21 protein-coding genes and 1 other annotated feature are annotated in these 23,823 nt (G+C 43.0%); of the genes, 5 read left to right on the top strand and 16 right to left on the bottom strand.

Annotation, left to right across the window (positions count from 1 at the left end):
- Positions 1–36 precede the first annotated feature (36 nt).
- From LJE12_RS00520 to pta, 6 genes are all read right to left on the bottom strand, one after another.
- Positions 37–2,253 (bottom strand): hypothetical protein, encoded by a 2,217-nt coding sequence (locus LJE12_RS00520; protein WP_118633452.1) that lies wholly within the window; start codon positions 2,251–2,253, stop codon positions 37–39.
- 152 nt (positions 2,254–2,405) lie between these two features.
- Positions 2,406–3,758, bottom strand: a complete 1,353-nt coding sequence (locus tag LJE12_RS00515) for an MATE family efflux transporter (protein WP_118633473.1) — start codon at positions 3,756–3,758, stop codon at positions 2,406–2,408.
- A gap of 85 nt (positions 3,759–3,843) precedes the next feature.
- Complete coding sequence (gene rpmF / locus LJE12_RS00510; protein ID WP_008704709.1) at positions 3,844–4,026, bottom strand: 50S ribosomal protein L32; 183 nt, start codon at positions 4,024–4,026, stop codon at positions 3,844–3,846.
- Positions 4,027–4,030: 4 nt separating this feature from the next.
- Entirely contained in the window at positions 4,031–4,558 is a 528-nt protein-coding gene (locus LJE12_RS00505) for a YceD family protein (RefSeq protein ID WP_008704711.1), read from the bottom strand.
- 274 nt (positions 4,559–4,832) lie between these two features.
- Positions 4,833–6,023 (bottom strand): acetate/propionate family kinase, encoded by a 1,191-nt coding sequence (locus LJE12_RS00500; protein WP_025576923.1) that lies wholly within the window; start codon positions 6,021–6,023, stop codon positions 4,833–4,835.
- Between the two features lie 231 nt (positions 6,024–6,254).
- On the bottom strand, positions 6,255–7,265 hold the full coding sequence (gene pta / locus LJE12_RS00495) for a phosphate acetyltransferase (RefSeq protein ID WP_019161337.1): 1,011 nt from the start codon (positions 7,263–7,265) through the stop codon (positions 6,255–6,257).
- 251 nt (positions 7,266–7,516) lie between these two features.
- On the opposite strand from pta, the gene LJE12_RS00490 reads away from it, so the two are divergent.
- Together LJE12_RS00490 and LJE12_RS00485 are read left to right on the top strand one after the other, a co-directional pair.
- Positions 7,517–8,884, top strand: coding sequence for a tRNA(Met) cytidine acetate ligase (locus LJE12_RS00490; protein ID WP_161233295.1), 1,368 nt, complete (start codon positions 7,517–7,519; stop codon positions 8,882–8,884).
- Between the two features lie 80 nt (positions 8,885–8,964).
- The gene (locus LJE12_RS00485) at positions 8,965–9,753 is read left to right on the top strand and encodes a hypothetical protein (RefSeq protein ID WP_161233294.1); all 789 of its coding nucleotides are present in this window, start codon (positions 8,965–8,967) and stop codon (positions 9,751–9,753) included.
- Between the two features lie 9 nt (positions 9,754–9,762).
- Here LJE12_RS00485 and LJE12_RS00480 read toward each other — a convergent pair whose 3' ends face one another.
- Positions 9,763–10,176, bottom strand: coding sequence for a potassium channel family protein (locus LJE12_RS00480; RefSeq protein WP_008704717.1), 414 nt, complete (start codon positions 10,174–10,176; stop codon positions 9,763–9,765).
- 94 nt (positions 10,177–10,270) lie between these two features.
- Between LJE12_RS00480 and LJE12_RS00475 the strand changes: the two genes are divergently transcribed.
- A complete protein-coding gene (locus LJE12_RS00475) occupies positions 10,271–10,807 on the top strand; it encodes an HdeD family acid-resistance protein (protein ID WP_227226169.1) in 537 nt (178 codons plus the stop codon).
- 18 nt (positions 10,808–10,825) lie between these two features.
- Positions 10,826–12,100, top strand: coding sequence for a chloride channel protein (locus LJE12_RS00470; RefSeq protein WP_227226167.1), 1,275 nt, complete (start codon positions 10,826–10,828; stop codon positions 12,098–12,100).
- A 119-nt stretch (positions 12,101–12,219) separates the two neighbouring features.
- Here the strand turns inward: LJE12_RS00470 and LJE12_RS00465 are convergent, their stop codons facing one another.
- From LJE12_RS00465 to LJE12_RS00455, 3 genes are all read right to left on the bottom strand, one after another.
- Positions 12,220–13,014, bottom strand: coding sequence for an ABC transporter ATP-binding protein (locus tag LJE12_RS00465; protein ID WP_227226165.1), 795 nt, complete (start codon positions 13,012–13,014; stop codon positions 12,220–12,222).
- 3 nt (positions 13,015–13,017) lie between these two features.
- Positions 13,018–13,944 carry an ABC transporter permease gene (locus tag LJE12_RS00460; protein WP_008704724.1) on the bottom strand — a complete coding sequence of 309 codons (927 nt, stop codon included), beginning with the start codon at positions 13,942–13,944 and terminating at the stop codon, positions 13,018–13,020.
- 175 nt (positions 13,945–14,119) lie between these two features.
- Positions 14,120–15,142, bottom strand: coding sequence for an ABC transporter substrate-binding protein (locus tag LJE12_RS00455; protein WP_008704725.1), 1,023 nt, complete (start codon positions 15,140–15,142; stop codon positions 14,120–14,122).
- Between the two features lie 245 nt (positions 15,143–15,387).
- Positions 15,388–15,639 (bottom strand) — a binding site (T-box leader).
- A gap of 533 nt (positions 15,640–16,172) precedes the next feature.
- Here LJE12_RS00455 and LJE12_RS00450 point away from each other — a divergent pair.
- Positions 16,173–17,264, top strand: coding sequence for a pyridoxal phosphate-dependent aminotransferase (locus tag LJE12_RS00450; RefSeq protein WP_227226163.1), 1,092 nt, complete (start codon positions 16,173–16,175; stop codon positions 17,262–17,264).
- A gap of 305 nt (positions 17,265–17,569) precedes the next feature.
- Here the strand turns inward: LJE12_RS00450 and LJE12_RS00445 are convergent, their stop codons facing one another.
- The 6 genes from LJE12_RS00445 to LJE12_RS00420 form a co-directional block, all read right to left on the bottom strand.
- On the bottom strand, positions 17,570–18,934 hold the full coding sequence (locus LJE12_RS00445) for a PFL family protein (protein ID WP_008704727.1): 1,365 nt from the start codon (positions 18,932–18,934) through the stop codon (positions 17,570–17,572).
- Between the two features lie 89 nt (positions 18,935–19,023).
- Positions 19,024–19,296 (bottom strand): ACT domain-containing protein, encoded by a 273-nt coding sequence (locus LJE12_RS00440; protein WP_008704728.1) that lies wholly within the window; start codon positions 19,294–19,296, stop codon positions 19,024–19,026.
- A 16-nt stretch (positions 19,297–19,312) separates the two neighbouring features.
- Complete coding sequence (locus LJE12_RS00435) at positions 19,313–20,107, bottom strand: MBL fold metallo-hydrolase (RefSeq protein ID WP_008704729.1); 795 nt, start codon at positions 20,105–20,107, stop codon at positions 19,313–19,315.
- Entirely contained in the window at positions 20,094–20,696 is a 603-nt protein-coding gene (gene coaE / locus LJE12_RS00430) for a dephospho-CoA kinase (protein ID WP_320055394.1), read from the bottom strand. The genes LJE12_RS00435 and coaE overlap by 14 nt, the downstream gene beginning before the upstream one ends.
- Complete coding sequence (gene polA, locus LJE12_RS00425; RefSeq protein WP_227226162.1) at positions 20,696–23,449, bottom strand: DNA polymerase I; 2,754 nt, start codon at positions 23,447–23,449, stop codon at positions 20,696–20,698. The genes coaE and polA overlap by 1 nt, the downstream gene beginning before the upstream one ends.
- 17 nt (positions 23,450–23,466) lie before the next feature.
- Complete coding sequence (locus LJE12_RS00420; protein ID WP_029676784.1) at positions 23,467–23,814, bottom strand: zf-HC2 domain-containing protein; 348 nt, start codon at positions 23,812–23,814, stop codon at positions 23,467–23,469.
- Between the last annotated feature and the right edge of the window lie 9 nt (positions 23,815–23,823).

Raw genomic sequence — 23,823 nt, 5'->3', positions numbered from 1 at the left:
TGTTTTCGGGTGCTTTTTTTGCTTTTCCTCTGTCCCTTATCTGCGTTTTTTACAAAATACAAAAATAGCAGCAAATGCCATGATACATACTGCCAGTAATGTAGGTATTATCATCAGAAGCTGCCTGCCGGAAGCTTCTGTTTTCTGTTCTGTTTTCTCTTCCGGCACCGACTCTTCTTCTGTAAATCCTGTATCTTCTCCATCTGAAACAGCTTCCACACTGTCCTCATCCGTCTGATCTCCCATACTTTCTGATTCTCCATCTATGAGGAAATAGTCTCCTGTCTGGCTGATTTCCATACGGAGAACATTTTGCTTTTCCTGATAATTCACTGCATATTGATTTCCCTGCACATCCTCCGCTTTTACTGTTTCAGGTGACTGGATTCCGCCAAACACAGATGTCTGGAATTCCACCACTGTTCCCGGAACTTCTGTTACCTCCCCACCTCTGACAAAAATCCGCAGAGAAAATGCAGTTTCTGACGTTTTCTCGATTCCTATCTGGATTTCATCCTCTGCATTGATCTTCCATCCGTTCACTGTATCCGGAGAAAATGTTACAGAGATTCCCTGTTTTTCAAACTTTGCACTGCCGTTCTGTTGGAGTATCAAAAGCAGTCTCTCTCCGCTGACTGCAGTAATCGTGTCGGTGCTTAACTCTGTCACAGAATTCTCTGTATCCGATATTTCAGCAGATTTTGCATCAGAAGCTTTGTTACTGCTGCTATTCTGTCCGTCTGTATTATTGTCTGTTCCGTAAGAGTTGTCATAATGATATCCGGCACTTCCCGTATTCAGATTTCCTTCCTTTTCTCCCTGCATTTCATCTGACGAAGCAGGTGCTTTCTGCACAATGTCAGGAAGATCTTTTTCCTCCCTGTCTGAAAAATTCCGCTCATGCCAGTATTCGTTGACAATAAAGGCATCATTATAGGAAAAAGAATAAATTCCCGTGCTCCCTTTCTCATAGACAGCACAGATCTGGTAGTTCTGTCCTTTCTTTAATATCTCTCTGTAATAAATCTGAATTCCAGCAGAAGTCACTTCCACCAAGTCATCATCAATTTTCCGGTAATTTCCCCCATTCTCAGAGAGGTAAACCTGTATGTTCCGGCGTTCCTCTGCAGAAAATCCATCCAACAGCATAGGAAATTCCAGCAGGTCTACCATCGGCATGCTGTAGGTATTAATCTGTGGTTCTCCTTTTTTCTGTACAGAAAGATATGCATATGCCTCTGGCAGCGTCAGGCTGTCAGATACTTCATATCCCTCTGGGATCACAAATGATCCGGTTACCTTGTACACGCCTTGTTTTTCCCTATTCACCCGGCTCAGATCCCAGGAAGATTCCAGAATCAGTTCCGGATTCTCGGCTGTATTTTCAAATGTTTCAGCAGTACTGACCCTCAGTCTGACATTCTCCTTCAATTCTTTCTCAATCTGCTTCAGGCTTCCCCCCGTTTTTACTGCATAGGCAGCACATCTGCTGAGATATTTCTCATCTCCGGTATCATAAGAGCAGATGATCTTTCCAGGCTTCTGTGTGTTTCCAAGCAAACTGTGCTGATAACCGTAAATTTTAAGACTGCCGTCTTTTTGATATTGAAACCGCAGAGTATTGGTCTGCTTCCTTCCATTATCATAGGTTACCAACAGAGAATAGGTATTGCCCACAACCATACTCTGGTTAGATACATACAGGCCCTCCTCTTCACAGAGAGCAAAGCCCTCCTCAGTGAGGTTGATCCACTGTCCGCTTTCTTTCTTCAGATAAGCTTCCATGGAGTCAAAATTTTCCTGCTTCAACCAGGGAAATATATAGATTCCTGCCGCAGTCAGCCTGTAATATATATTAATATCCGGTTTGTCCGGGTACTGCACAGAAACAGTTGTCTGTACCTGCAGACTTTCACTCTCATCAAAAGCATACTCAGGCGGAAGCTTCAGTACACCTTTCATTGTGTAAACGCCTGCCAGTTTCATATTTACAGACGAAACATCCCAGAACACTGGAATATGCAGTGTATCTGTGTCTGTATAAACTGTATAGAAAACCCGAGACAGTTTCTCAGTAATCAGTTCGCTGCTTTTATTTATTTCTACAGCTACTGCAGGAATATCCTTCGGTACGATCACATCATTTACCCGGATCACCGCGCCCCATACTGTGGTATTTTTTTTCATTCCCCATATGCCAGTCAGGCACAGAGTTATCATTAAAATCAGAACTGTTATTTTCTGTTTTCTCATGCTTTTTTCATACTTTCATTTTACATTACTACTCGATCCGTTATCTTTATTCTCAATTTCCTTTGTTCTTAGCTTACCTTATCTGGTGAATTTCGGCAACAGACATAGGATAAACTGCATTATTTCATGAAAAATGGTGTACCGAAAAATGATTAATTCTCCTTTTTCTTTCCTGGAAATTTCATAAAATAATATACAATAAACAATACTGCCGTAATGCTCCATGAAACCGGATAACTGAGCATGATCGTATTAATTCCCGGGTACATCTGTCCGGCTGTAAAAAGCCACAGGATTCTCAGGGAACACACACCGCCGCAGGTAAGGAGCATAGGCACCAGAACCTTCCCGGTACCCCTCAGTGCCCCAGACAGAATCCCTATGATCACATAAATGAAATAGGACGGCAGTAAAAAACGACTCATATGAACACCATGGACGATCACTGCGCTGTCTGTGGTAAACAGACGATAAATCCAGGGAGCAAATGAATACATCAAAATGATCATCACTGCAGAACTGACCATACTCATGATCATGCAGACACTCACACTCTTTCGCATACGGTGATATTTGCCGGCTCCGAAATTCTGTCCCACAAAGGTAGTAATGGAAATTGCGAACGCATTGATCACCATCCAGAAAATAGCATCGATTTTCCCAAGAGTTCCCCATGCCGCCACTGTGTCAGTTCCCAGATTATTTACAAATACCTGGATCACAATATTGGAAATATTATACATTACAGATTCCAGACCTGCCGGAATACCGATTCTCAGAACTGAAAACAGCATCCTTCTGTCAAAACGGATCTGATTGATCTTCAGCACATATATCTCTCTGGTTTTCAGAAGCATTACTGTTACGATCAGCGCACTGATCACCTGAGAAGTAACTGTAGCAACAGCTACTCCTGTCACACCCATGCCAAACGCAACCACAAACAGCAGATCAAGAATAATGTTCAGCACACAGGTAATGATCAGAACATACAGTGGTCTTTTGGAGTCTCCTACTGCACGCAGGATGGCTGCTCCCATATTATAAACCAGGTTAAAAACCATTCCGCCAAAATAAATATGAAGATACACTGCAGAGTCCTCTACTACATCTGCAGGTGTCTTCATAAGCAGCAATGCAGGTCTGGTCAGAAAAATCCCCACTACAGTAAGAACAATTCCCGCCGCAATGGAGAATGCAAATGCTGTATGCAGTGCCTTACTCAGATTCTTCTTATCTTTTGCCCCATAAAACTGCGAGATCACAACTGCTGCCCCTGAAGAAAGCCCTACAAAAAAGCCAACGATCAGATTGGCGATCTGACTGGCAGAACCTCCAACTGCAGCAAGTGCCTGTTTTCCTACGAAACGGCCTACAACAATAGTATCCGCCGTATTATAAATCTGCTGAAAAAATGTTCCAAATACAATAGGAAAGAAAAATAACAGCAGCTGTTTCCAGATCACACCTTCTGTAATCTGATTTACCTTCTCCCTCTCATTCATTACTTTTTCCTCATCCATAAAATAATACACAAAAAAGCAGGCATCCCAGACGGGAGAACCTGCCATACTTTGCAACCATTAAAAATTAGTCTTCAACTTTAATGATTTCCTTTTTGTTGTAGCTTCCGCAAGCTTTGCATACTCTGTGCGGCATCATCAGTTCGCCACATTTGCTGCATTTTACAAGGTTCGGAGCGCTCATTTTCCAGTTTGCTCTTCTCTTATCGCGTCTTGCTTTGGAAGATTTATTCTTCGGACAGATGGACATTATGTTACACCTCCTTAAATTTACTAAATATATCACTGATAGCTGCCATACGGGGATCCTTAGGTTCCTCGACGCATCCACAGGGACCGTCATTGAGGTTTTTCCCGCACTGGCTACAGATTCCTTTGCAGTCTTCTCTACATAAAACCTTCAAAGGCCAGCTCATCAGTACCTCAAGATAGACCAGCTGGTCCACATCCAGGTCCATACCTGTGAGATAAGAACTTTCGTCCAGATCATTCACACGGTCTTCATCCGTAAGCTTCATATCAAGTTTTCGCTCAATCTCCAAAGGAATCTCTGTTGAAACCTCTTCCAGACATCTGTCACAGGGAATACCTACGGTAATCTTACCTGTTCCTCTGATCTCAAGATTTCTGTCACCTGTATTCGTAATCGTAAGCTCTATGGGTTCTTTTGCAAGTACCGGAAAGCTTCCTGACTGAAAGGTGATCGTATCCATTCCAAACTCTGCAGTCTTCTGAATACGCATTCCTTCACTGGATGAAATATCTGATAAATGTATCTGCATACTTTTCTCCTATCCACACTTGTTTTATTATACATACCGCCTCTACTTTTGTCAACGATAAATTAGAAAAATTTCACATTTTGTCAAGTAATATTCCTTTACGAAGTATTTTATCATCCGGCGGCATTATTATCAGGTAATTTCCATATGCCTTACGGGCACAAAGAAGGGTGCTCCTGACAGATGCACCCTTCCCTTCTATATAAATATAACTTTTATCCAGTTATATTTCTCTCGTTTGGACACAAAACAGACACTTTATTATCTGTGAAAATTAAACCAGAGCTACTGTCTCTCTGCAGATTGCAAGTTCTTCGTTTGTAGGAATTACAGCAACTTTAACTTTGGAATCCGGTGTAGAGATAACGATCTCTTCTCCGCGAACTCCGTTAGCTTCTTTGTCAAGTGTAACTCCAAGGTATCCAAGATAGCTTACAACCTTCTCACGTACAGGAATAGCATTCTCGCCGATACCTGCTGTAAATACGATGGCATCTACACCGTTCATAGCTGCAACATATCCGCCAACGAATTTAGCGATACCATAGCAGAGAACATCGATTGCGTTAGCTGCATCTTCGTTTCCGCTCTGAGCTGCATCGTTCAGGTCACGGAAGTCACTGGATAATCCGCCGGATAATCCAAGAAGACCGGATTTCTTGTTGAGAACATTCATCATACCTGCGATGTCAAGGTTCTCTTTCTTAGCAATGAATTCCATGATAGCAGGATCAATGTTACCGGAACGTGTTCCCATAACAACACCTTCAAGTGGAGTAAGACCCATTGTTGTATCAACACACTGACCGTTTACGACAGCACTGATGGAAGAACCATTTCCAAGGTGGCATACGATAACTTTTGAGTTATCTTTGTCAAGGCCAAGGAATTCAACAGCACGTTTAGAAACAAAGCTGTGGGATGTTCCGTGGAAACCATATCTTCTTACTTTGTAGTTCTTGTAATATTCGATCGGAAGACCATAGAGATATGCTTTTGCAGGCATTGTCTGATGGAAAGCTGTATCGAATACTGCTACCTGAGGTACACCCGGCATAAGCTCGGAGCATACACGGATACCGATCAGGTTTGCAGGGTTATGAAGTGGTGCAAGGTCATTGCATTCTTCTACTGCTGAGATTACTTCATCTGTGATCACTACAGATTTGGCAAATTTCTCACCACCATGTACAACACGATGTCCAACAGCATTTACTTCTTTCAGGCTTCCGATTGCGCCTGTTTTATCATTTGTGAGGGCATCCAGTACCATCTGGATTGCTTCTTTATGTGTAGGCATTGCAGCTTCTGTGATCTCTTTGTCACAGCCTGTTTTCTGATATACTAATCTTCCATCGATACCGATTCTCTCGCAGAGACCTTTTGCAAGAACTGCTTCTGAATCAGAGTTGATCAGCTGATATTTAAGGGATGAACTTCCACAGTTGATTACTAATACGTTCATTTTCATATTCTGCCGGCAACAAATTTCGAATACTGTCCATAATCCTGACACAAGTCTTCGAATATTTCTGTCAGCTTTTCCTTTCATATTATAATATTATTCTCATCATTTCCAGGGAAATATGAGTAATGATATCAAAGGCATCAGAATCAGAAATATCTCCTCCGATGCCTTTAACATTATGTAGTCAATGAAATAATTCTCAGTCCGTTTTACGGTCTGACTGAAACCTTATTTGTTGTCGTCAGCCTGGCACTGTACTGCTGTGATAGCTACCACACCAACGATATCGTCTGCAGAGCATCCACGGGACAGGTCATTTACAGGTTTAGCGATACCCTGGGTTACAGGTCCGTAAGCTTCTGCTTTTGCAAGACGCTGTACAAGTTTGTATCCGATGTTACCTGCATCAAGGTCTGGGAATACAAGTACGTTAGCTTTACCTGCAACTTCGCTTCCAGGAGCTTTAGAAGCGCCTACGCTTGGAACGATAGCTGCATCAAGCTGGAATTCTCCGTCAAGTGCAAGTTCCGGATTCTGCTCTTTTGCAATCTTTGTAGCTTCTACTACTTTATCTACGTCAGCATGTTTTGCACTGCCTTTAGTGGAGTGTGAAAGCATTGCAACGATTGGTTTCTCCTGAACAAGAAGTTCAAAGGATTCTGCAGAAGATGCTGCGATTGCTGCAAGCTCTTCTGAAGTCGGGTTCTGGTTCAGACCGGAATCAGCAAATACAAATGCGCCGTTTGCGCCATATTCGCAGTTCGGAACTACCATTAAGAAGAATGCAGATACAAGTTTTGTACCTGGTTTTGTTTTCAGGATCTGAAGACATGGTCTTAATGTATCAGCTGTAGAGTGACATGCACCGGATACCATACCGTCTGCATCGCCCATTTTTACCATCATTACACCATAGTACAGATACTGGTTAAGAAGAATCTCTTTAGCCTGATCCGGTGTCATGCCTTTTTTCTGTCTTAATTCTACTAACTTGTCAATGTATCCCTGTGTTTTCTCTGATGTAGCAGGATCTACGATCTGTGCGCCGGAAATGTCATATCCGTCTTCAGCTGCACTCTTTTTAACAGCTTCTTCGTTACCAACAAGGATAACCTTTGCAATTCCTTCTTTTAAAATTTTCTCTGTAGCTGCCAGAGTTCTCTTATCTTCTGTCTCCGGAAGTACGATTGTTTTTACGTTTGCTTTTGCTCTCTCTTTGAGTGTGTCAATAAATCCCATGATTAAAATGGCTCCTTTCATATAGCAGTTCTGATATCACAATATCTGTATACCAGATGTCATTACCATTCACCGAATATATACAGTGAACAGTAATCTGTTTTCTGCGCTGTCTTCATTATACCTCCTGAAGCCTTGTATTTCAAGCATCTGAATGGTAGAATATGACATAAAAAAGTATTTTTTAAGATGCAATATGGTTAAAAAAGAGAACTCTACAAAATTTCAGGAAGGAGCATCTGTGTAAATTTATGAAAACAGCAGGAATTATTGCAGAATATAATCCTTTTCACAAAGGACATGAATATCAAATCCGGTATACAAAAGAAAAGCTAAAAGCAGACTATGTTATCGTTGCCATGAGCGGAGATTATGTGCAGCGTGGCACCCCTGCTCTCATCTCCAAACACGCACGTGCAGAAATGGCTCTGCGGTGCGGCGCTGACCTTGTACTTGAAATGCCGGTATCTGTCTCTACAGCAAGTGCGGAAGCCTTTGCAATGGGAGGTGTTTCCTTGTTGGACAGCCTTGGCGTTGTTGATATGCTCTGCTTTGGAAGTGAATCTGGGGAGATCAGCGCACTGCGAGAACTGGCTGAGATCCTTGTAGAAGAACCTGAAGAATATAAAAAGCTGCTGAAAAGCTTTTTAAGCGAAGGGCTGACTTTTCCGGCTGCCAGAAGCCAGGCACTGACAGAATATTTTAAGAATCCGCGCAACTTCAATGGTGACGATTTTGACGGAGTCCTTACTCCTCTGTTAAATGAAGTTACACAGATCCTGAATACACCGAATAATATTCTGGGGATCGAATACTGCAAGGCACTTCTCCGTCTGAACAGCCGGATCTGCCCTGTCACGATCCGCAGGGAAGGAATGGGCTATCATGAAACCACTGTCCCTGAAGGAGATTCAGCAAGCTCCTCCCCTGATTTACAGTCATCTACTGATTTCTTTGCATCTGCAACTGCTATACGCAGTCTTATTCAGAATCCGGGAGGTGGCCATTCAGAGGCAATCTCAGACATAAATAATCCAGTCAGGAATCCGGATACCAAAACTGCCAATATATTATCATCCCAGATTCCACCAGATGCTTTTTACGTTTTCAAAAAGGCGCTGGACTCCGGTGAATTTCTCACAGAAAATTCTCTGGACTCTATTCTTTCTTACTGCCTTATGAAAGAAAATGTAGAAAGTCTTTCTTCCTATATGGATGTTTCCGAGGATCTCGCCCGACGGATCATAAATCAGCAAAATCTTCTGTTGTCCTTTTCCCAGTCTGTATCTGTTTTAAAAACCAGAGAACTGACTCAGACAAGGATACAGAGGGCATTGCTTCATATTATATTAAATATCCACACTGCACCCACTCAGATTCCCTTTGCCAGGGTTCTTGGTTTCCGCAGGGAAAGCAGTGAACTGCTAAGCCAGATCAAGCAGCACAGCCAAATTCCTCTTATCACCAAGCTTGCGGACGCCCAAAATCTTTTGGACAGTGAAGGAAATCAGATTTTATCTGAAACTGTTTTTTCTTCCAATTTATATGAAAAACTTCTGTGTCTGAAAACCGGCAGAAAATTCTGCCACGAGTCCCAGAAACAGCTTATTATCCTATAATTCTTGTTGTTTGGATGCACTTATGTTAAAATATAAACAGTGAGGATAAGGATATAAAATAAGGAAGGAGGAAAAGAAAAATGAAAGCTAATTCAGGTTTGAAAAAGAACAGAACAAAGATTCAGATGGTACTTACCGCCCTGGTAATCTTATCTGTTGTACGTCAGTTTTTCCTGGGAAATTACCACAATATGTTTCTGGGAATCTTGACATTGATCCTTTTTATGGTTCCCCAGTTTCTGGACAGGAAACTGAACGTCACAATACCACCGGGACTGGAAACAGTGATTCTGATCTTTATCTTTTCAGCAGAAATTCTTGGCGAAATCAATGCCTTTTATGTAAAAATCCCTATCTGGGATACCATTTTACATACTACTAACGGTTTTCTGATGGCTGCCATCGGATTTGCACTGATTGATCTTTTTAACCGCAGTGACAGGTTTTCCATTAAAATGTCACCGTATTTTGTAGCTTTTTTTGCATTCTGTTTTTCAATGACTGTTGGTGTTATGTGGGAATTCTTTGAATTCAGCATGGACTGGTTTTTTGGAATGGATATGCAGAAGGACTGGATCGTACCGGTCATCAACTCTGTGAAGCTGAATCCTACCGGTGCAAATGTTCCGATCCATGTAGATGTTCAGTCCCTGGCCGTTAACGGCGAGACCTGGAATCTGGGAGGCTATCTTGATATTGGTATTGTTGATACCATGAAAGATTTGATCGTAAACTTTATCGGCGCAGTCGTATTTTCTATCATCGGTATTCTGTATCTGCGAAACCGCGGAAAAGGAAAGCTGGCAGCTTCTCTGATCCCGCAGGTACGCAGCAAGCAGGAAGAAGAACTTTCTTCCAAAGATCAGTAAGATCCACAGCTACCGAAACTGGCGCACTTTTCTGGAAATATTCTCCAGCTCTTCTCTGGAAAGCTCAGGAAGTCTTTCCAGCTGATCCATAAACATGGCAAGTGTCTCTTTTCGTTGCAATTCCACCATCTGGGTGTAGAAATTAACCACTACCCCGGTGGCAATGGCAACTACAAAAAGCGAATAGATCGTCAGAAGAACGGAACACATTTTTCCAATAAAAGTAACCGCAACCACATCGCCAAATCCGGCAGTGGAGATCACCGCATAGCAATACCACAGTGCATCTCCGTATCGGTTAATGTCCGGTTCCACCAGCTGGATCACTGCTGCGATAGCAAAAATAAATACAATAAAACCAATGATAATTTTATCTGCGCGAGTCCGTTTTAACACACTGCCTAATACTTTAATTCTTTTCATGCACTTGTCCTCCAATGAAATAATATACTGCCTGAAATTAATTGAAGTATAGTATAAAACGGTTTCACTTGCAATATGAGAGGAGCTTAACAGTATGAAAGATAATAAAGCACTAAAATACCTCACTTTGATCACCGGAGTTTTAACATTGTTATTAGGAGTCTACACTCTTGTAAGACCAATGAGAACTTTTCTTGCCATCGGATGGATCCTGGGAATCCTTCTGTTTGTAAATGGTATTGAACTTGTAATCCTTTCTTTATCCAAAGAAAAGAAAGAAATCGGAGCATGTATTCTCGGTGTTCTGGAAGGACTTGCAGGTATTATCTTATTATTCAGCGGCATTCAGCGGTTCATCACAGACGTAATGGCAGCTTATATGGTCGGTGCAATCATTCTGATCTACGGTATTTTCCAGATTGCCGCCGGCACAAAGGTATATAAAACATCTAAAGGAAAAGGTATCCTGAGTATTGTGTGCGGTGTTTTATCCGTAATTGTCAGCATCATTTCATTTACCCATCCTGTACTTACCATGATCTCTGCAGGATATATGATCGCTTTTTCTGTTTTGATGCAGGGTATCAATATGATCGTACTTGGAATCAATCTCGGAAAGACCGAAAACTAACAAAAAGGTTATGACTGTATGAATAACACAAAAAGCCCCAAAAACGTATCTTTAAAAAATCAGCTTGAATTGTGGCTGTTCTGTGCACTCATTGGTACTGTTGCCGGTGCACTGGTATGGATCCTGCTGAAAATAATGGCAGTCGGAACTGAATTTCTATGGAAATGGCTTCCCGGGAAAACCTCTGTTCCCTATTATACGATTCTTATCTGTGTAGCCGGTGCGGCAATTATCGGTATTTTCCGAAAAATATTCGGAGACTATCCCGAAGATCTGGAAACTGTTATGGGAAAAGTCAGAACAGAAAAAAGATACGAATACAAAAACATGCTTGTAATGATGGTGGCAGCACTGCTGCCATTACTCATAGGAAGCAGTGTAGGTCCCGAAGCCGGACTTACCGGAATCATCGTAGGTTTATGCTACTGGGCCGGAGACAATCTGAAGTTTGCCAAACAGAATACCAGAAATTATTCGCAGATTGGTGCCGCAGTCTCCATGAGTGTGCTGTTTCACGCACCTCTGTTCGGTATTTTCGAAGTAGAAGAAAACTCCGAGGAAGATCTTGCAGCCTTAACAAAGGGTTCCAAATTATTTATTTACGGAATCGCGCTGGCTGCAGGCACTGGTATTTATGCAGGTTTATCTGCACTTTTTGGTGCAGGGCTTTCCGGATTTCCATCCTTTGATATGGTGGAAATCCAGAGAAAAGACTATCTGCTTATGATTCTGTATATTTTGTGCGGTCTTATCCTGGCATACTTCTATCAGGCAACACACAAACTGACCGGAAATATTTCCAACAGATTCCCGGCAGTTGTCAGAGAAATTTTTGCAGGTTTATGTCTTGGAATCACAGGTTCATTCTTACCTGTACTTATGTTTTCCGGAGAAGAGCAGATGGGAACACTTATGAAAACCTATACCTCTTATCTGCCGCTGGCACTTATTGGCATTGCATTTTTTAAGCTCCTGCTGACAAATCTGTGTATTCAGTTCGGTTTAAAGGGAGGGCATTTCTTCCCTGTCATCTTTGCCGGAGTATGTATGGGATACGGCGTGGCAATGCTGACCTGCGGGCCAGACGGGGGACATGTGGTATTTGGAGCTGCAATCGTTACTGCGTCACTTCTGGGCGGAATTATGAAAAAGCCACTGGCAGTAACCATGCTTCTCTTCCTCTGCTTCCCGGTTAAAATGTTTATCTGGATATTTATCGCAGCAGCGGTTGGGAGCAAACTTATCACACTCAAACCAGAGCAGGAACCTTCTGCAAATTACAGCAAGCAATAGAGTCGCTACCAGACAAAAAGAACCATGATATCAGAAAACATGGCTGTATGCTTTAGGCAACAACTATAACTTCTGTATATAATGGTTCTTTCATTTACAATTACATGTTATTTTTATAATTACTTTTCTCCGGAAAGAAGAATACGGTCATTATCCAACATCTTACCGGCACCTGTCTTAAACTTCTCCAGAAGTCCTTCCACTGTCAGGCCTTTCTTTTCTTCTTCATGGATATCCAGCACAATATCTCCGGAATCCATCATCAGAATACGATTTCCCAGATCAAGGGCCGACTGCATATTGTGGGTGATCATCAGACAGGTAAGCTGATGTTCCTCTACAATTCGTTTCGTAAGATTCAGCACCTTCTCTGCTGTGCCCGGGTCAAGGGCTGCTGTATGCTCATCCAGAAGCAGAAGCTTGGGCGGATTCATGGTTGCCATGAGAAGTGTCAGCGCCTGTCTCTGTCCGCCGGAAAGAAGTCCTACCGGCTGAGTCATACGCTTCTCGAGTCCGATATCCAGAAGCTTCAGTTCTTCATGGAATCGTTCTTTCTCCTGTCTGGACACATGGGAAAGCCATCCGCCTTTCCCTGCTGCAAGTGCCAGATTCTCTTCTATAGTCATTCCAGGCGCAGTTCCCCTCATAGGATCCTGATACAGGCGACCGATGGTCTTTGCACGTACATGCTGGGGCATAAAAGTAATGTCATGTCCATCCAGCATGATCACACCGGAATCTGTAAGAAAATCTCCACAGATTGCATTAAACAGAGTGGATTTACCAGCTCCATTGGAACCGATGATCGTTGCAAAATCGCCCTTCTCCAGATTCAGGGATAAATCTCTGATGGCCTGTTTCTCGTTTACCGTACCCGGATTAAAAGTCTTGGAAATATGTTCAATCTTCAGCATAAATCACTGTACTCCCTTCCTGTGAGTCATTCTTCTCTTAATCTGCGGCCACTGTTTTTTCAAATATGGACCTGAAATAGCCAGCACAACGATCACAGAAGATACCAGTTTCAGCATAAATGCCGGCATATTGAATCTCAGTGCGACGGTATATACCAGACGGAAAATAAAAGATCCAAGTACCATGCCAACAGCTCTCACGAAAATTCCACCTCTGCCAAGAATCGTACCACCAATCAGCAGGGAAGCCAGCGCGATGGTAACCATTCCCTGTCCGATATTGATATCTACAGATTTCTGTGACTGAGACAGAAGACATCCGGAAAGTGCTGTGAAGGAGTTGGCAACACAGAGACCTACAATCGTAGTAAATACCGGATTAATAGATGAGGATTTTACCATATCTGCATTATTTCCTGTTGCCCTGATCGCCAGACCAAGTCTTGTCCTTAAGAAAAATACAAGGAAGACAATCACAATGGCTACTGCAATGAAAGCAACTACAATATCTCCTCTTCCTTTCAGCGGTGTACTTTTCAATGTTTCTTTCATCATGGAAAATACCGTCTCTGTTCTGTTCATATTGATCAGGGAGGAACCTCCCATCACTGCAATATTCACAGAATAAAGAGCCGTATTAACGATAATTCCTGCAAGAAGGCTGTCAACACCCAGCTTTGTCTGAAGTATGGCTGTCACAAAGCCCGAGCATATACCTGCAGCCATAGCTGCAAAAATTGATAAAAAAGGATGTCCGCTGACTGCCACTGCTGCTCCCACTGCTGCTCCCAGTGTGAAACAGCCATCAGTGGAAAGGTCACAGACATTCAGCATGGAATAACTGAGAAACAGGGCAAGAACTGTCAATGAACAGATCAAGCCAAGTTTCAGTGCGGTCTCTCCAAGAGAGAGTATAGTCGCAATAGTCACGATGATTTCCTCCAATTTGTATTTATTTTATTACATTCAATGAACAGCAACAGAAAATGTCTGCTGCTGTTCATTTTAATCCAGAAAATATATCAGTCTTTTCAACCGGCACAATGGATTCCATAAACCCAGAACTTATTCTGAATTTATTCAAAATGCTGTCCGAATATCCTTATTATTTCTCTACATCATCAAAGCTCTCTGCTGTAACGATCTCATTTACCTGTGTGCATAACGGCTCGAAATCTTTTTTAACAGTTTCAAGATCAAGTCCAAGTCCCTCGCAGGTTTCTGTGTTTACTGTTGCAGTACCATTATCAAAAGTTTCAACAGATGTTGTTGCAGGATCTGCATCATTCATAAGGATGTCTGCGATCATATCTGCTGTCTTCTGTCCAAGGTTTGCATAATCAACACCATATCCGACAAATGCACCGTTTAGTGCAAAGGAGTCAGCTCCTGTATACTGTGGAATACCTGCATCAATGAATTTCTCATAGATAGAAAGCTCTGCTGTCATAATTGTGTTGTCAGTTGGTGTGAATACTGCATCTACGCCATCTGCCACCAGTGCATCTGCTGCAAGCTGTACCTCATCTGTTGTGGTACCTGTACGCTCTACATATTCGATGCCTTCTTTATCCAGATAATCCTTGGCTTCCTGGATGGCTGTTGTAGAAGAATCCTGTCCGATATCGTATAAAAGTCCGATTTTCTTTACATCCGGGTTCACTGCCTGGATCAGTTTCATGATGGATGCTGTATCCAGATAATCGCTTGTACCTGTAATGTTTGCTCCAGGTGCATCCAGATCCTCTACAAGACCACTTCCTACAGGATCAGACACTGCGGAAAATACAACCGGTGTATCGGTTCCTTCTGTTGCGGACTGCATACGCATTGCTACAGGTGTTGCAATACCTACCATCAAATCTACATTATCAGCCTGAAAATCAGAAATGATCTGTTCCATAACATTGGCATCTGCATTACAGTTATCATAGGACACATCAAAATTTACGTCTTTTTCCTTGCCGATTTCTTCCAGACGGGACTGGATGTTGTCTACGATCTGATTCAAGGAAGCGTCATCTACATAATTGCAGATACCGATCTTGAAATCCTGTGCCATAACCGGTGATGCCATCATCATAGTTGCCATTGCTGTTGCTGCGATTGCTAATACTCTTTTTTTCATAGTCTTTTTCCTCTCTCTACATCTTATTTAGCAGTTCATGGTTTTTTAACTGCCATAGTCTCAGGGATGTTTGCCAATCCCTTGTTACTGTCTGTGAGAAAGAACTCCCCGGATTCCTCTTTTTCCCGGATGTGTCAACTGCTGTGATACCCACCTGCCATCAGCAAATTTTCCTGCATTACAGGGGGGGTGCCATATAACAGATTCTCTTTATATATAAAAAAATCCGCCACAAGCTATCTGTTGCTTGAGACGGTAATAAGAATCTTATTATCGCGGTACCACTCAAATTGACGAATTGTCCACTTTCTCATGTACAAACATACACTCCTGATTTATAACGGGTTCGGTTCCCGTCGGTGCCTACTCTCACGCTTATCAAGATTTCGGGCCGCCCTCGAAAGGCCATTCAACAATCAGTTTCATACGGCTTCCCACCAATTGCCGTTCTCTGGAATGATTCTTGGTTGTTTACTCTTCTTTCTCATCGGTTTTGATGTGTTTACTTTACCACGCTAATGCAGATATGTCAAGAGGTTTATTTTTTATTTTTTTCCATTAATTTTTTCAAAAGGGACGCGAAGGAATGGGAAGGGATTTCGGGCTTAGTTTCGGAACCATGTAATTCTAAGGCATTTGGGAAGTTGCTAAAAGCATTCAAAAAAATCTCAAACTCGCTTCGCTCAGACAGTGAGATTTTTTTGAATAACGCAGCTTCCCAAATACCAAGAATTACTATGAACCCTCAAATGCGCCCGAAATCCCTTCCCATTCCTTCGCTGTGTACTGGCAAATTGACATATATTCCATTTTCGACAGCATGCTGAATTGCTTGCCTTCTGTTAAATGCCTGCTGCAATGATATTGGGACCTGTATATTTCAGGATAGTAATGGATAGCAATGTGTAAACAGTGATGTTTACAGAACTATGTGATAAGTGTTAAAATAATGTTCAGAAAAGATCTGCGATCTGCTATGTGGTAATTTTAAGTTTAAATAGATTATTTATATAGAAATGAGGGATATTATATGTCAACAGCAAAAATGGTTTTTCATGGGAGTGATGTTGAGAAAATATGTGAGGTCTATCAGCTTAAGCCGGAGGAAATTGTGAAGTTTGGGGCTAATGTAAATCCGCTGGGGCTTTCCGAGCATGTAAAGGAACAGCTTGCAGGACGGCTGGATATCCTGTCTTCTTATCCAGACAGAGATTATACTTCACTTCGCAGCACAATTTCAGAATATTGTAATATTCCTGCTGAATTCATCCTGCCCGGAAATGGTTCCAGCGAACTGATCGCACTGCTGATACAGGAACGAAATCCAAAGCATACCCTTATCCTGGGTCCGACCTATTCAGAATACTCCAGGGAACTCTCCTTCTCCGGAAGCACTCAGGAATACTACCACCTGCGCGAAGAGGATAACTTTGTTCTCGATGTAGATGACTTTTGCCGGACTCTGGATGGAAAATACGATTTTCTCATCCTCTGCAACCCAAATAATCCTACCTCATCTGCAATTAGCATAAATGACCTGCGCAGAATCGTTTCCTTCTGCAATGAGCGGAACATTTTCGTGATGATCGACGAAACTTATGTAGAATTTGCCCCGGATATCAATGAGATCACTGCTGTCAGCCTTACCAGAGAATTCACGAACCTTATGATTCTGCGCGGCGTATCAAAATTCTACGCAGCCCCAGGTATGCGTCTTGGCTACGGAATCACCGGGAACCTGGAATTTCTCAAAAAAATGAAAGAAAAACAGGTACCATGGTCTCTCAACAGTCTGGGAGCCCTGGCCGGCGAGCTGATGCTCCAGGATAAAACCTACATCCGCCAGACCCGGGACCTCATTCTCTCAGAACGCACCCGCCTGCTCAAAGCACTGGAGAATATCCCCACTTACAAAACCTACCCGGCCTACGCCAACTTTCTCCTCCTGAAAATCCAGAAGCCCGGCCTGACCTCCCGGGACGTCTTCGACGCCTGCATCCGTCAGGGTCTCATGATCCGTGACTGCTCCTCCTTCGAATGCCTGGACGGCGAATACATCCGCTTCTGCATCATGCACCCCGAAGACAACACCCGACTCCTCAATATTCTGGAATCTCTTTAATTGCTATAGTTAAAACCAGATACCAGCGGAGCGGAAAATATTTTGTCTGGGGTGCATTTGCAGGAGTCTTAGATATTCTTAGTTTTCAGAAATCTGCGTTATGAGCTGGCTGCATCACTGTCTGAGCGAAGTTTGCAACGGAGCGAGTTTGACAAGACGGCTCATGCTTTTAGCAGATTTATGGAAACTTAGAATATCTTAGGCTCCGAAACCGCACCCCAGACAAAATATTTTCCGCTCCGCGTCCCTCTTGAACATAAAAAGAGCCAGAAACTCCCCTTTTCCGAAGTTTCTGGCCTTTTTTATCAGTTTTTAAAGCTATGGATCGGTGCCGGAATCCTTCCGCCACGCTGCACAAACGCATCACAGGAGAACTGGTTCACCGGCATGATCGGTGCATAACCAAGCAGTCCACCGAACTCAACCACTTCGCCAACCCCCTTACCAATTACCGGGATCAGACGAACCGCCGTAGTCTTCTGGTTCACCATACCAATTGCAGACTCATCCGCAATAATACCCGCAATCGTAGAAGCCTTCGTATCTCCGGGAATTGCAATCATATCAAGACCTACAGAACATACACAAGTCATAGCTTCCAGCTTCTCAAGAGTCAGTGCCCCTGCATTCACCGCATCAATCATACCCTGATCCTCGCTGACCGGAATAAATGCACCACTCAAACCACCAACTGCTGTAGAAGCCATAACTCCACCCTTCTTAACCTGGTCATTTAACAGAGCAAGCGCTGCTGTTGTGCCCGGTGCACCTGCATGCTCCAGACCAATCTCCTCAAGGATCTCAGCAACACTGTCACCAATTGCAGGAGTAGGAGCCAGAGACAGATCCACGATACCAAACTTAACACCAAGACGTCTGGAAGCCTCCTGTGCTACCAGCTGACCAACACGTGTTACCTTGAAGGCAGTACGCTTGATCATCTCACAAAGAGTTTCAAAATCCTTACCTCTTACCTGTTCCAGCGCAGTCTTAACAACGCCAGGTCCGCTGACACCAACGTTAATGATAGTGTCTGCTTCTGTCACACCATGGAAAGCACCTGCCATAAACGGGTTATCATCCGGTGCATTACAGAATACAACCAGCTTCGCACATCCCAGGGAATCCTGATCTTTGGTAGCTTTCGCTGTTTCCAGAACGATCTCACCCATCAGCTTAACAGCATCCATATTGATACCTGTACGTGTGGATCCAACATTTACAGAACTGCAGACACGCTCTGTCTTCGCCATAGCCTGTGGGATAGATTCGATCAGAAGTCTCTCAGCAGGAGTCATTCCCTTACTTACCAGTGCAGAATAACCGCCGATAAAGTTTACACCTACCACCTTGGCAGCCTTATCCAGAGTTTCTGCAATAGTTACAAAATCTTCCTTTGTCTTACATGCAGCTCCGCCAATCAATGCGATCGGAGTTACGGAAATTCTTTTATTTACGATCGGAATTCCATATTCACCGGAAATAGCCTCACCTGTAGATACCAGATCCTTTGCACAGGTTGTGATCTTTTTATAGATTTTCTCATTTAAAACAGCAAGATCACTGTCAATACAGTCCAGAAGGCTGATACCCATAGTAATGGTACGCACATCCAGATTCTCCTGCTCGATCATTTTATTCGTTTCATTTACTTCAAAAATATTGATCATTTTGTTTTTCTCCCTTGTATGTTCTCTCAGCATTTTTCAGGCAATCTGATACAGGAAAGTCCCTCAGTGGCTTACCTGCTTAGATTTTCTCAGATTCTGTGCATTACATTGAAGATATCTTCATGCTGGCAGCGGATCACTACACCGATCTTATCTCCAAGGGCTTCCAGTTCTTTGGCAAGAACTCCGTTGTCTTTCTCACATTTGCTGGCATCTGTTACCATCATCATGTTGAAATATCCCTGTACGATGGTCTGGGAGATATCAAGAATGTTTACATTATTGTCTGCAAGATAAGTACAAACCTTTGCAATAATTCCTACGGTATCGTTTCCTACTACTGTGATGATTGTCTTTTTCATAAGTTCTTTGTCCTTTCTACACTGTAATTACTTCTGATATGCAATCCCTCTGTGCCACCTGAATTCTGAAATCACGCGACTTATAAGGGTTGTCACCTAAGGTTACTTCTGAACAGACGGTTTCATATGCCAGTTCCTCATAGTTATTTTCCCTGCTCAGATGTCCAAGGAAAATCCCTTTCATATTGTCATGCAGCAGCCTGCATAAAAGCCTGCCTGCATTCTCATTGGAAAGATGTCCCCTGTCTCCAAGGATTCTCTGTTTCAGATAATAGGGATATTTTCCAACCTGCAGCATACGGATGTCATGATTTGCTTCCAGAAGAAGCGCATCCAGATTCTGCAGATTACCGACTATGTACTCATTATATTTTCCAAGGTCTGTAGCAATCCCCACAGAATGCTCTCCACACTCTACCCGGTATCCTACGGGCTGTGCAGCATCATGAGGGATCGTAAAAGGATTCACTGTCAGATCATTAATCTCAAAAGGCTCATCTTCGTGTATCTCACGAAAAATCCCTTCCGGCATTTTTCCAAGATTCATGTGAGATAAAGCTTCCACAGTTCCTTCTGTCGCATAAACCGGTATCTGATGTTTCCTTGCGATCACGCCCAGACCTTTGATATGATCCGAATGTTCATGTGTAATCAAGATACCATCAATATCTTTTCCTGTCAATTCCAGAGAATTCAATCCCTGTTCTACTCTTTTTCCGCTGATGCCTACATCCACCAGAAGATGGGTATTATCTGAGCCCACATAAATACAGTTTCCGCTGCTTCCGCTGGCAATGCTACAAAGTCTCATATTTTCTGATTCCTTCCTCAATCTGCCGTCTGGTCTGTGCAAAATCTCCGTTATTTACCACAACATAGTCTGCATTTTCCCGAAAAAAAGTCTCCGGTGCCTGACTGGCAATGATACTGACTGATTTCTCTCTTGTATAACCGCGGTTCTCCATCAGTCTCCTGATACGGATCTCTTCATCCGTATGAATATACCATATCGTATCGCAAAACTCCTGATAATGATCTTCCAGAAGGAGTGCAGCTTCCACCACACATATCTTCTGTCCCTGCTGTCTCTTTACAGCTAACTGCTCTCTGATGTACTGTTTCACAGCCGGATGGATGATCTGGTTTAATTTCTCCAGAAGCTCTGGATGTGAAAATACTACATCCGAAACCTGTCTGCGGTCAATAGTTTTATCATTTTTTATGATTTGTCTTCCAAATAGTGCAATCACCGGTTCATAACAGGACTGCCCCGGCTCCATCACCAGATGCCCGATCTCATCTGCTTTCATCACATATGCCAGATACTTTTCTTCAAGAAAATCAAGCACTGTACTTTTTCCGGCACCCACTCCGCCGGTAATTCCTATTGTTATCATCATCACTTCGCCTCATACCAGTTATTACCCTGATGCATATCGACTTCCAGTTCTACGGAAAGCTTTGCGGCACCTTTCATCTCTTCTTCAAGAATAGCAGAAACCTGCGGGATTTCCTCTTTACAGGTCTCTATCAGAAGTTCATCGTGTACCTGAAGTACAAGACGGGATTTAAGATTCTCATCCTTTAATCGTCTGTACACACGGTTCATTGCAATTTTAATGATATCCGCCGCAGTTCCCTGTATTGGAGAATTCATGGCTACTCGCTCCCCAAAAGACCTCTGCATAAAATTACCGGATTTCAGTTCCGGGATCGGCCTGCGTCTGCCAAACATGGTAGTCACATATCCTTTTTCTTTTCCCTCTTCCACCAGTCCGTCAAGAAATCCTTTGATCTTTGGATACGTTTCAAAATATCTTTCAATATATTCTGCTGCTTCTTTTCGTGTGATACTTAAATCCTGGCTGAGCCCAAAGGAACTGATCCCATAAACGATTCCAAAATTTACTGCCTTGGCATTTCTCCTCTGCAGATCTGTCACCTCATCAAAGGGCACATGGAATACCTCTGATGCTGTATGTCTGTGGATATCCTGGGCTTCTTTATATGCCTGGATCAGTTTCTCATCCCCTGACATATGCGCCAGAACGCGAAGCTCGATCTGGGAATAGTCCGCATCCAGAAATACATATCCCTCTTCCGGAACAAATACCTTACGGATCAGTCTCCCAAGCTCCATTCTTACAGGGATATTCTGAAGATTCGGCTCTGTGCTGCTGATCCTTCCTGTTGCTGTAATTGTCTGGTTAAAAGTAGAATGAATCCTGCCGTCCTCTGCGATCTCACCAACAAGCCCGTCTGCATAAGTAGATTTCAGTTTCGCAAGCTGACGGTACTCCAGAATATCCTTTACAATGGGATACTCCGGTGCAAGCTTTTCCAAAATATCTGCCGCTGTGGAATAACCTGTCTTTGTTTTCTTTCCACCCTTAAGGCCAAGCTTTTCAAACAGGATCACTCCCATCTGTTTCGGAGAATTGATATTAAACTCTTCCCCTGCCTGCTGCCAGATCTGCTTCTCCAGTTCTCCAATACGTACACTTAGTTTCTCACCGTAGCTTTTCAGTTCTTCACTCTTCACGCTGATTCCCCATTTTTCCATGGAATCAAGAGTAAAGATCAGCGGAAGCTCAATCTGTGTATATACATTCCACATACCTGTATCACGCAGTGCTTCACACATGGGTTTCCGGCAGGCAAGTGCTGTATAGGCCATGTAGCAGGCCCATGCTGCAAGCCCCTCTGCACTCTCCTCCCATGCTTTTTCCACTGTTTTCTTTCCAAGAAGTTCCTCTCTTGCAGGCAGGATACGACCATTCAGATATTCCTTTGCCATATCATCGTAAGTATAGGAGGATTTCAGAGGATTCAGCAGATATGCAGCCACACCTGCATCAAATACAGCCATCGGATCATCAGATTTTATATGCTTGAGTAATGCCTTTACATCCAATGCACATACACATTTTTTATCATATTTCAGAGTACCGTCTGTATTGACATCAGATATCTCATTTTCCGGATCCTTCTTCACATCATCTGTATTAGATTTCATAATGTTCTCTGTGTTGGATTCAGATACTTTATGAAGGAGCCCTTCCAATTTTCCGCAGAGATAACCTTCTGTGATCATCCCTTCTACAGGAATATAATAAATTTCCTCTTCATTCAGCGCAAGTCCTACACCAAATACCCTGCCATTCTCTGTAACCAGAGAAACACCCGCTGTCTTTCCTGCTTCCGCTTTCGCAAACAGCGCTTCACAGCCTGCCAAGTCTGCACATGTGAAAAACTCCTGTTCCAGCGTATCTTCCTGTACGGCCGCAGAGTCAAAACGGTTAAGCAGATTCTTAAATTCCAGCTGTCTGCAGAGAAGGAAAGCTTCTTTTGTATAAAGATTTCCCAGTTTTGCCTTTTCATACGAAAACTCTATGGGACTGTCCGTACAGATCGTAGCCAGAGCCTTGCTCATCTGCGCCATATCATAATGTTCTCTCATTGATTCCCTGGCTCTGTTTGGCTTCAGCTCTTCCAAATGTTCATGAGCATTCTCAATACTTCCATACTCCACAATAATCTTTGTGGCAGTCTTCTCACCTACTCCCGGGATTCCCGGAATATTGTCAGCACTGTCACCCATCAGAGCCTTTAACTCAATGATCTGGGAAGGTGTCACCTGATATTTCTCGATCACCTGCTGTGCATGATAATCCTCTATGGTAGTCTTGCCTCTTACAGTCTTTGGCAGGCGTATCATAATCCTGTCTGTTGCAAGCTGAAGCAGATCTCTGTCCCCGGAAAGGATTGTCGCATCCATTCCTGCCGCTTCGCTTTTCCTGGCCAGAGTTCCCAGAATATCATCCGCTTCGTAGCCTTCTTTTGTCACAACATTCACACCCATTGCAGTAAGCATTTCTTTAATCAGCGGTACCTGCTCTCTCAGTTCTTCAGGCATGGGTTTACGTGTTCCCTTGTATGCTTCAAACATCTTATGGCGGAAAGTCGGTGCCTTCAGGTCAAATGCCACTGTCAGATACTGAGGCTTCTCTTCCTCGATCGTCCGAAGAAGGATATTCAGGAAACCATATACTGCCCCTGTGTGTTTTCCTTCTGAATTTGTAAGATCCGGCAGACCATAAAAAGCTCTGTTCAGAATACTGTGTCCGTCAATCAGTAATATTTTTTCGCTCATAAAATCCTCCAGTGTCTTTATAGAATGTAATTTGTCTCCATCATTACAAAAATCAATATTGCCGCAATCGTAGCGATCAGAAGGCATATACTTACTCCAAACATCAGCCAACTGGCTTTCTTCTTGCGGATATATCTTCTGGATTTCCGGATATCCTGTTCCAGCAGTTTTTTGAAATCCAGAACCGAATCGCTGCTGTCATCATCAAGCTGCTGTGTTACCTCATGTACAATAAAATATGTTTCCAGTTCATCATAACAGGAAGAACAATTCTGTACATGATCGAGAAACTCTTCCAGTTCATTTAGTGGAAGATCATGTTTAATATAACTACTCACCATTCCTTCTGCAGTTCGGCAATCCATCTTCATTCC

The organism is Blautia sp. DFI.6.71, from assembly GCF_020593585.1.
Classification (GTDB): domain Bacteria; phylum Bacillota; class Clostridia; order Lachnospirales; family Lachnospiraceae; genus Blautia_A; species Blautia_A wexlerae.
Note: the sequence above shows the minus strand (reverse complement) of the source record. Positions and strands in the feature narration are given on the sequence as shown.

Coding starts and splice junctions, on each gene's coding strand:
- LJE12_RS00520 (WP_118633452.1), bottom strand. CDS start 2,253: ATGAGAAAACAGAAAATAACAGTTCTGATTTTAATGATAACTCTGTGC.
- LJE12_RS00515 (WP_118633473.1), bottom strand. CDS start 3,758: ATGAATGAGAGGGAGAAGGTAAATCAGATTACAGAAGGTGTGATCTGG.
- rpmF (WP_008704709.1), bottom strand. CDS start 4,026: ATGTCCATCTGTCCGAAGAATAAATCTTCCAAAGCAAGACGCGATAAG.
- LJE12_RS00505 (WP_008704711.1), bottom strand. CDS start 4,558: ATGCAGATACATTTATCAGATATTTCATCCAGTGAAGGAATGCGTATT.
- LJE12_RS00500 (WP_025576923.1), bottom strand. CDS start 6,023: ATGAACGTATTAGTAATCAACTGTGGAAGTTCATCCCTTAAATATCAG.
- pta (WP_019161337.1), bottom strand. CDS start 7,265: ATGGGATTTATTGACACACTCAAAGAGAGAGCAAAAGCAAACGTAAAA.
- LJE12_RS00490 (WP_161233295.1), top strand. CDS start 7,517: ATGAAAACAGCAGGAATTATTGCAGAATATAATCCTTTTCACAAAGGA.
- LJE12_RS00485 (WP_161233294.1), top strand. CDS start 8,965: ATGAAAGCTAATTCAGGTTTGAAAAAGAACAGAACAAAGATTCAGATG.
- LJE12_RS00480 (WP_008704717.1), bottom strand. CDS start 10,176: ATGAAAAGAATTAAAGTATTAGGCAGTGTGTTAAAACGGACTCGCGCA.
- LJE12_RS00475 (WP_227226169.1), top strand. CDS start 10,271: ATGAAAGATAATAAAGCACTAAAATACCTCACTTTGATCACCGGAGTT.
- LJE12_RS00470 (WP_227226167.1), top strand. CDS start 10,826: ATGAATAACACAAAAAGCCCCAAAAACGTATCTTTAAAAAATCAGCTT.
- LJE12_RS00465 (WP_227226165.1), bottom strand. CDS start 13,014: ATGCTGAAGATTGAACATATTTCCAAGACTTTTAATCCGGGTACGGTA.
- LJE12_RS00455 (WP_008704725.1), bottom strand. CDS start 15,142: ATGAAAAAAAGAGTATTAGCAATCGCAGCAACAGCAATGGCAACTATG.
- LJE12_RS00450 (WP_227226163.1), top strand. CDS start 16,173: ATGTCAACAGCAAAAATGGTTTTTCATGGGAGTGATGTTGAGAAAATA.
- LJE12_RS00445 (WP_008704727.1), bottom strand. CDS start 18,934: ATGATCAATATTTTTGAAGTAAATGAAACGAATAAAATGATCGAGCAG.
- LJE12_RS00440 (WP_008704728.1), bottom strand. CDS start 19,296: ATGAAAAAGACAATCATCACAGTAGTAGGAAACGATACCGTAGGAATT.
- LJE12_RS00435 (WP_008704729.1), bottom strand. CDS start 20,107: ATGAGACTTTGTAGCATTGCCAGCGGAAGCAGCGGAAACTGTATTTAT.
- coaE (WP_320055394.1), bottom strand. CDS start 20,696: ATGATGATAACAATAGGAATTACCGGCGGAGTGGGTGCCGGAAAAAGT.
- polA (WP_227226162.1), bottom strand. CDS start 23,449: ATGAGCGAAAAAATATTACTGATTGACGGACACAGTATTCTGAACAGA.
- LJE12_RS00420 (WP_029676784.1), bottom strand. CDS start 23,814: ATGGATTGCCGAACTGCAGAAGGAATGGTGAGTAGTTATATTAAACAT.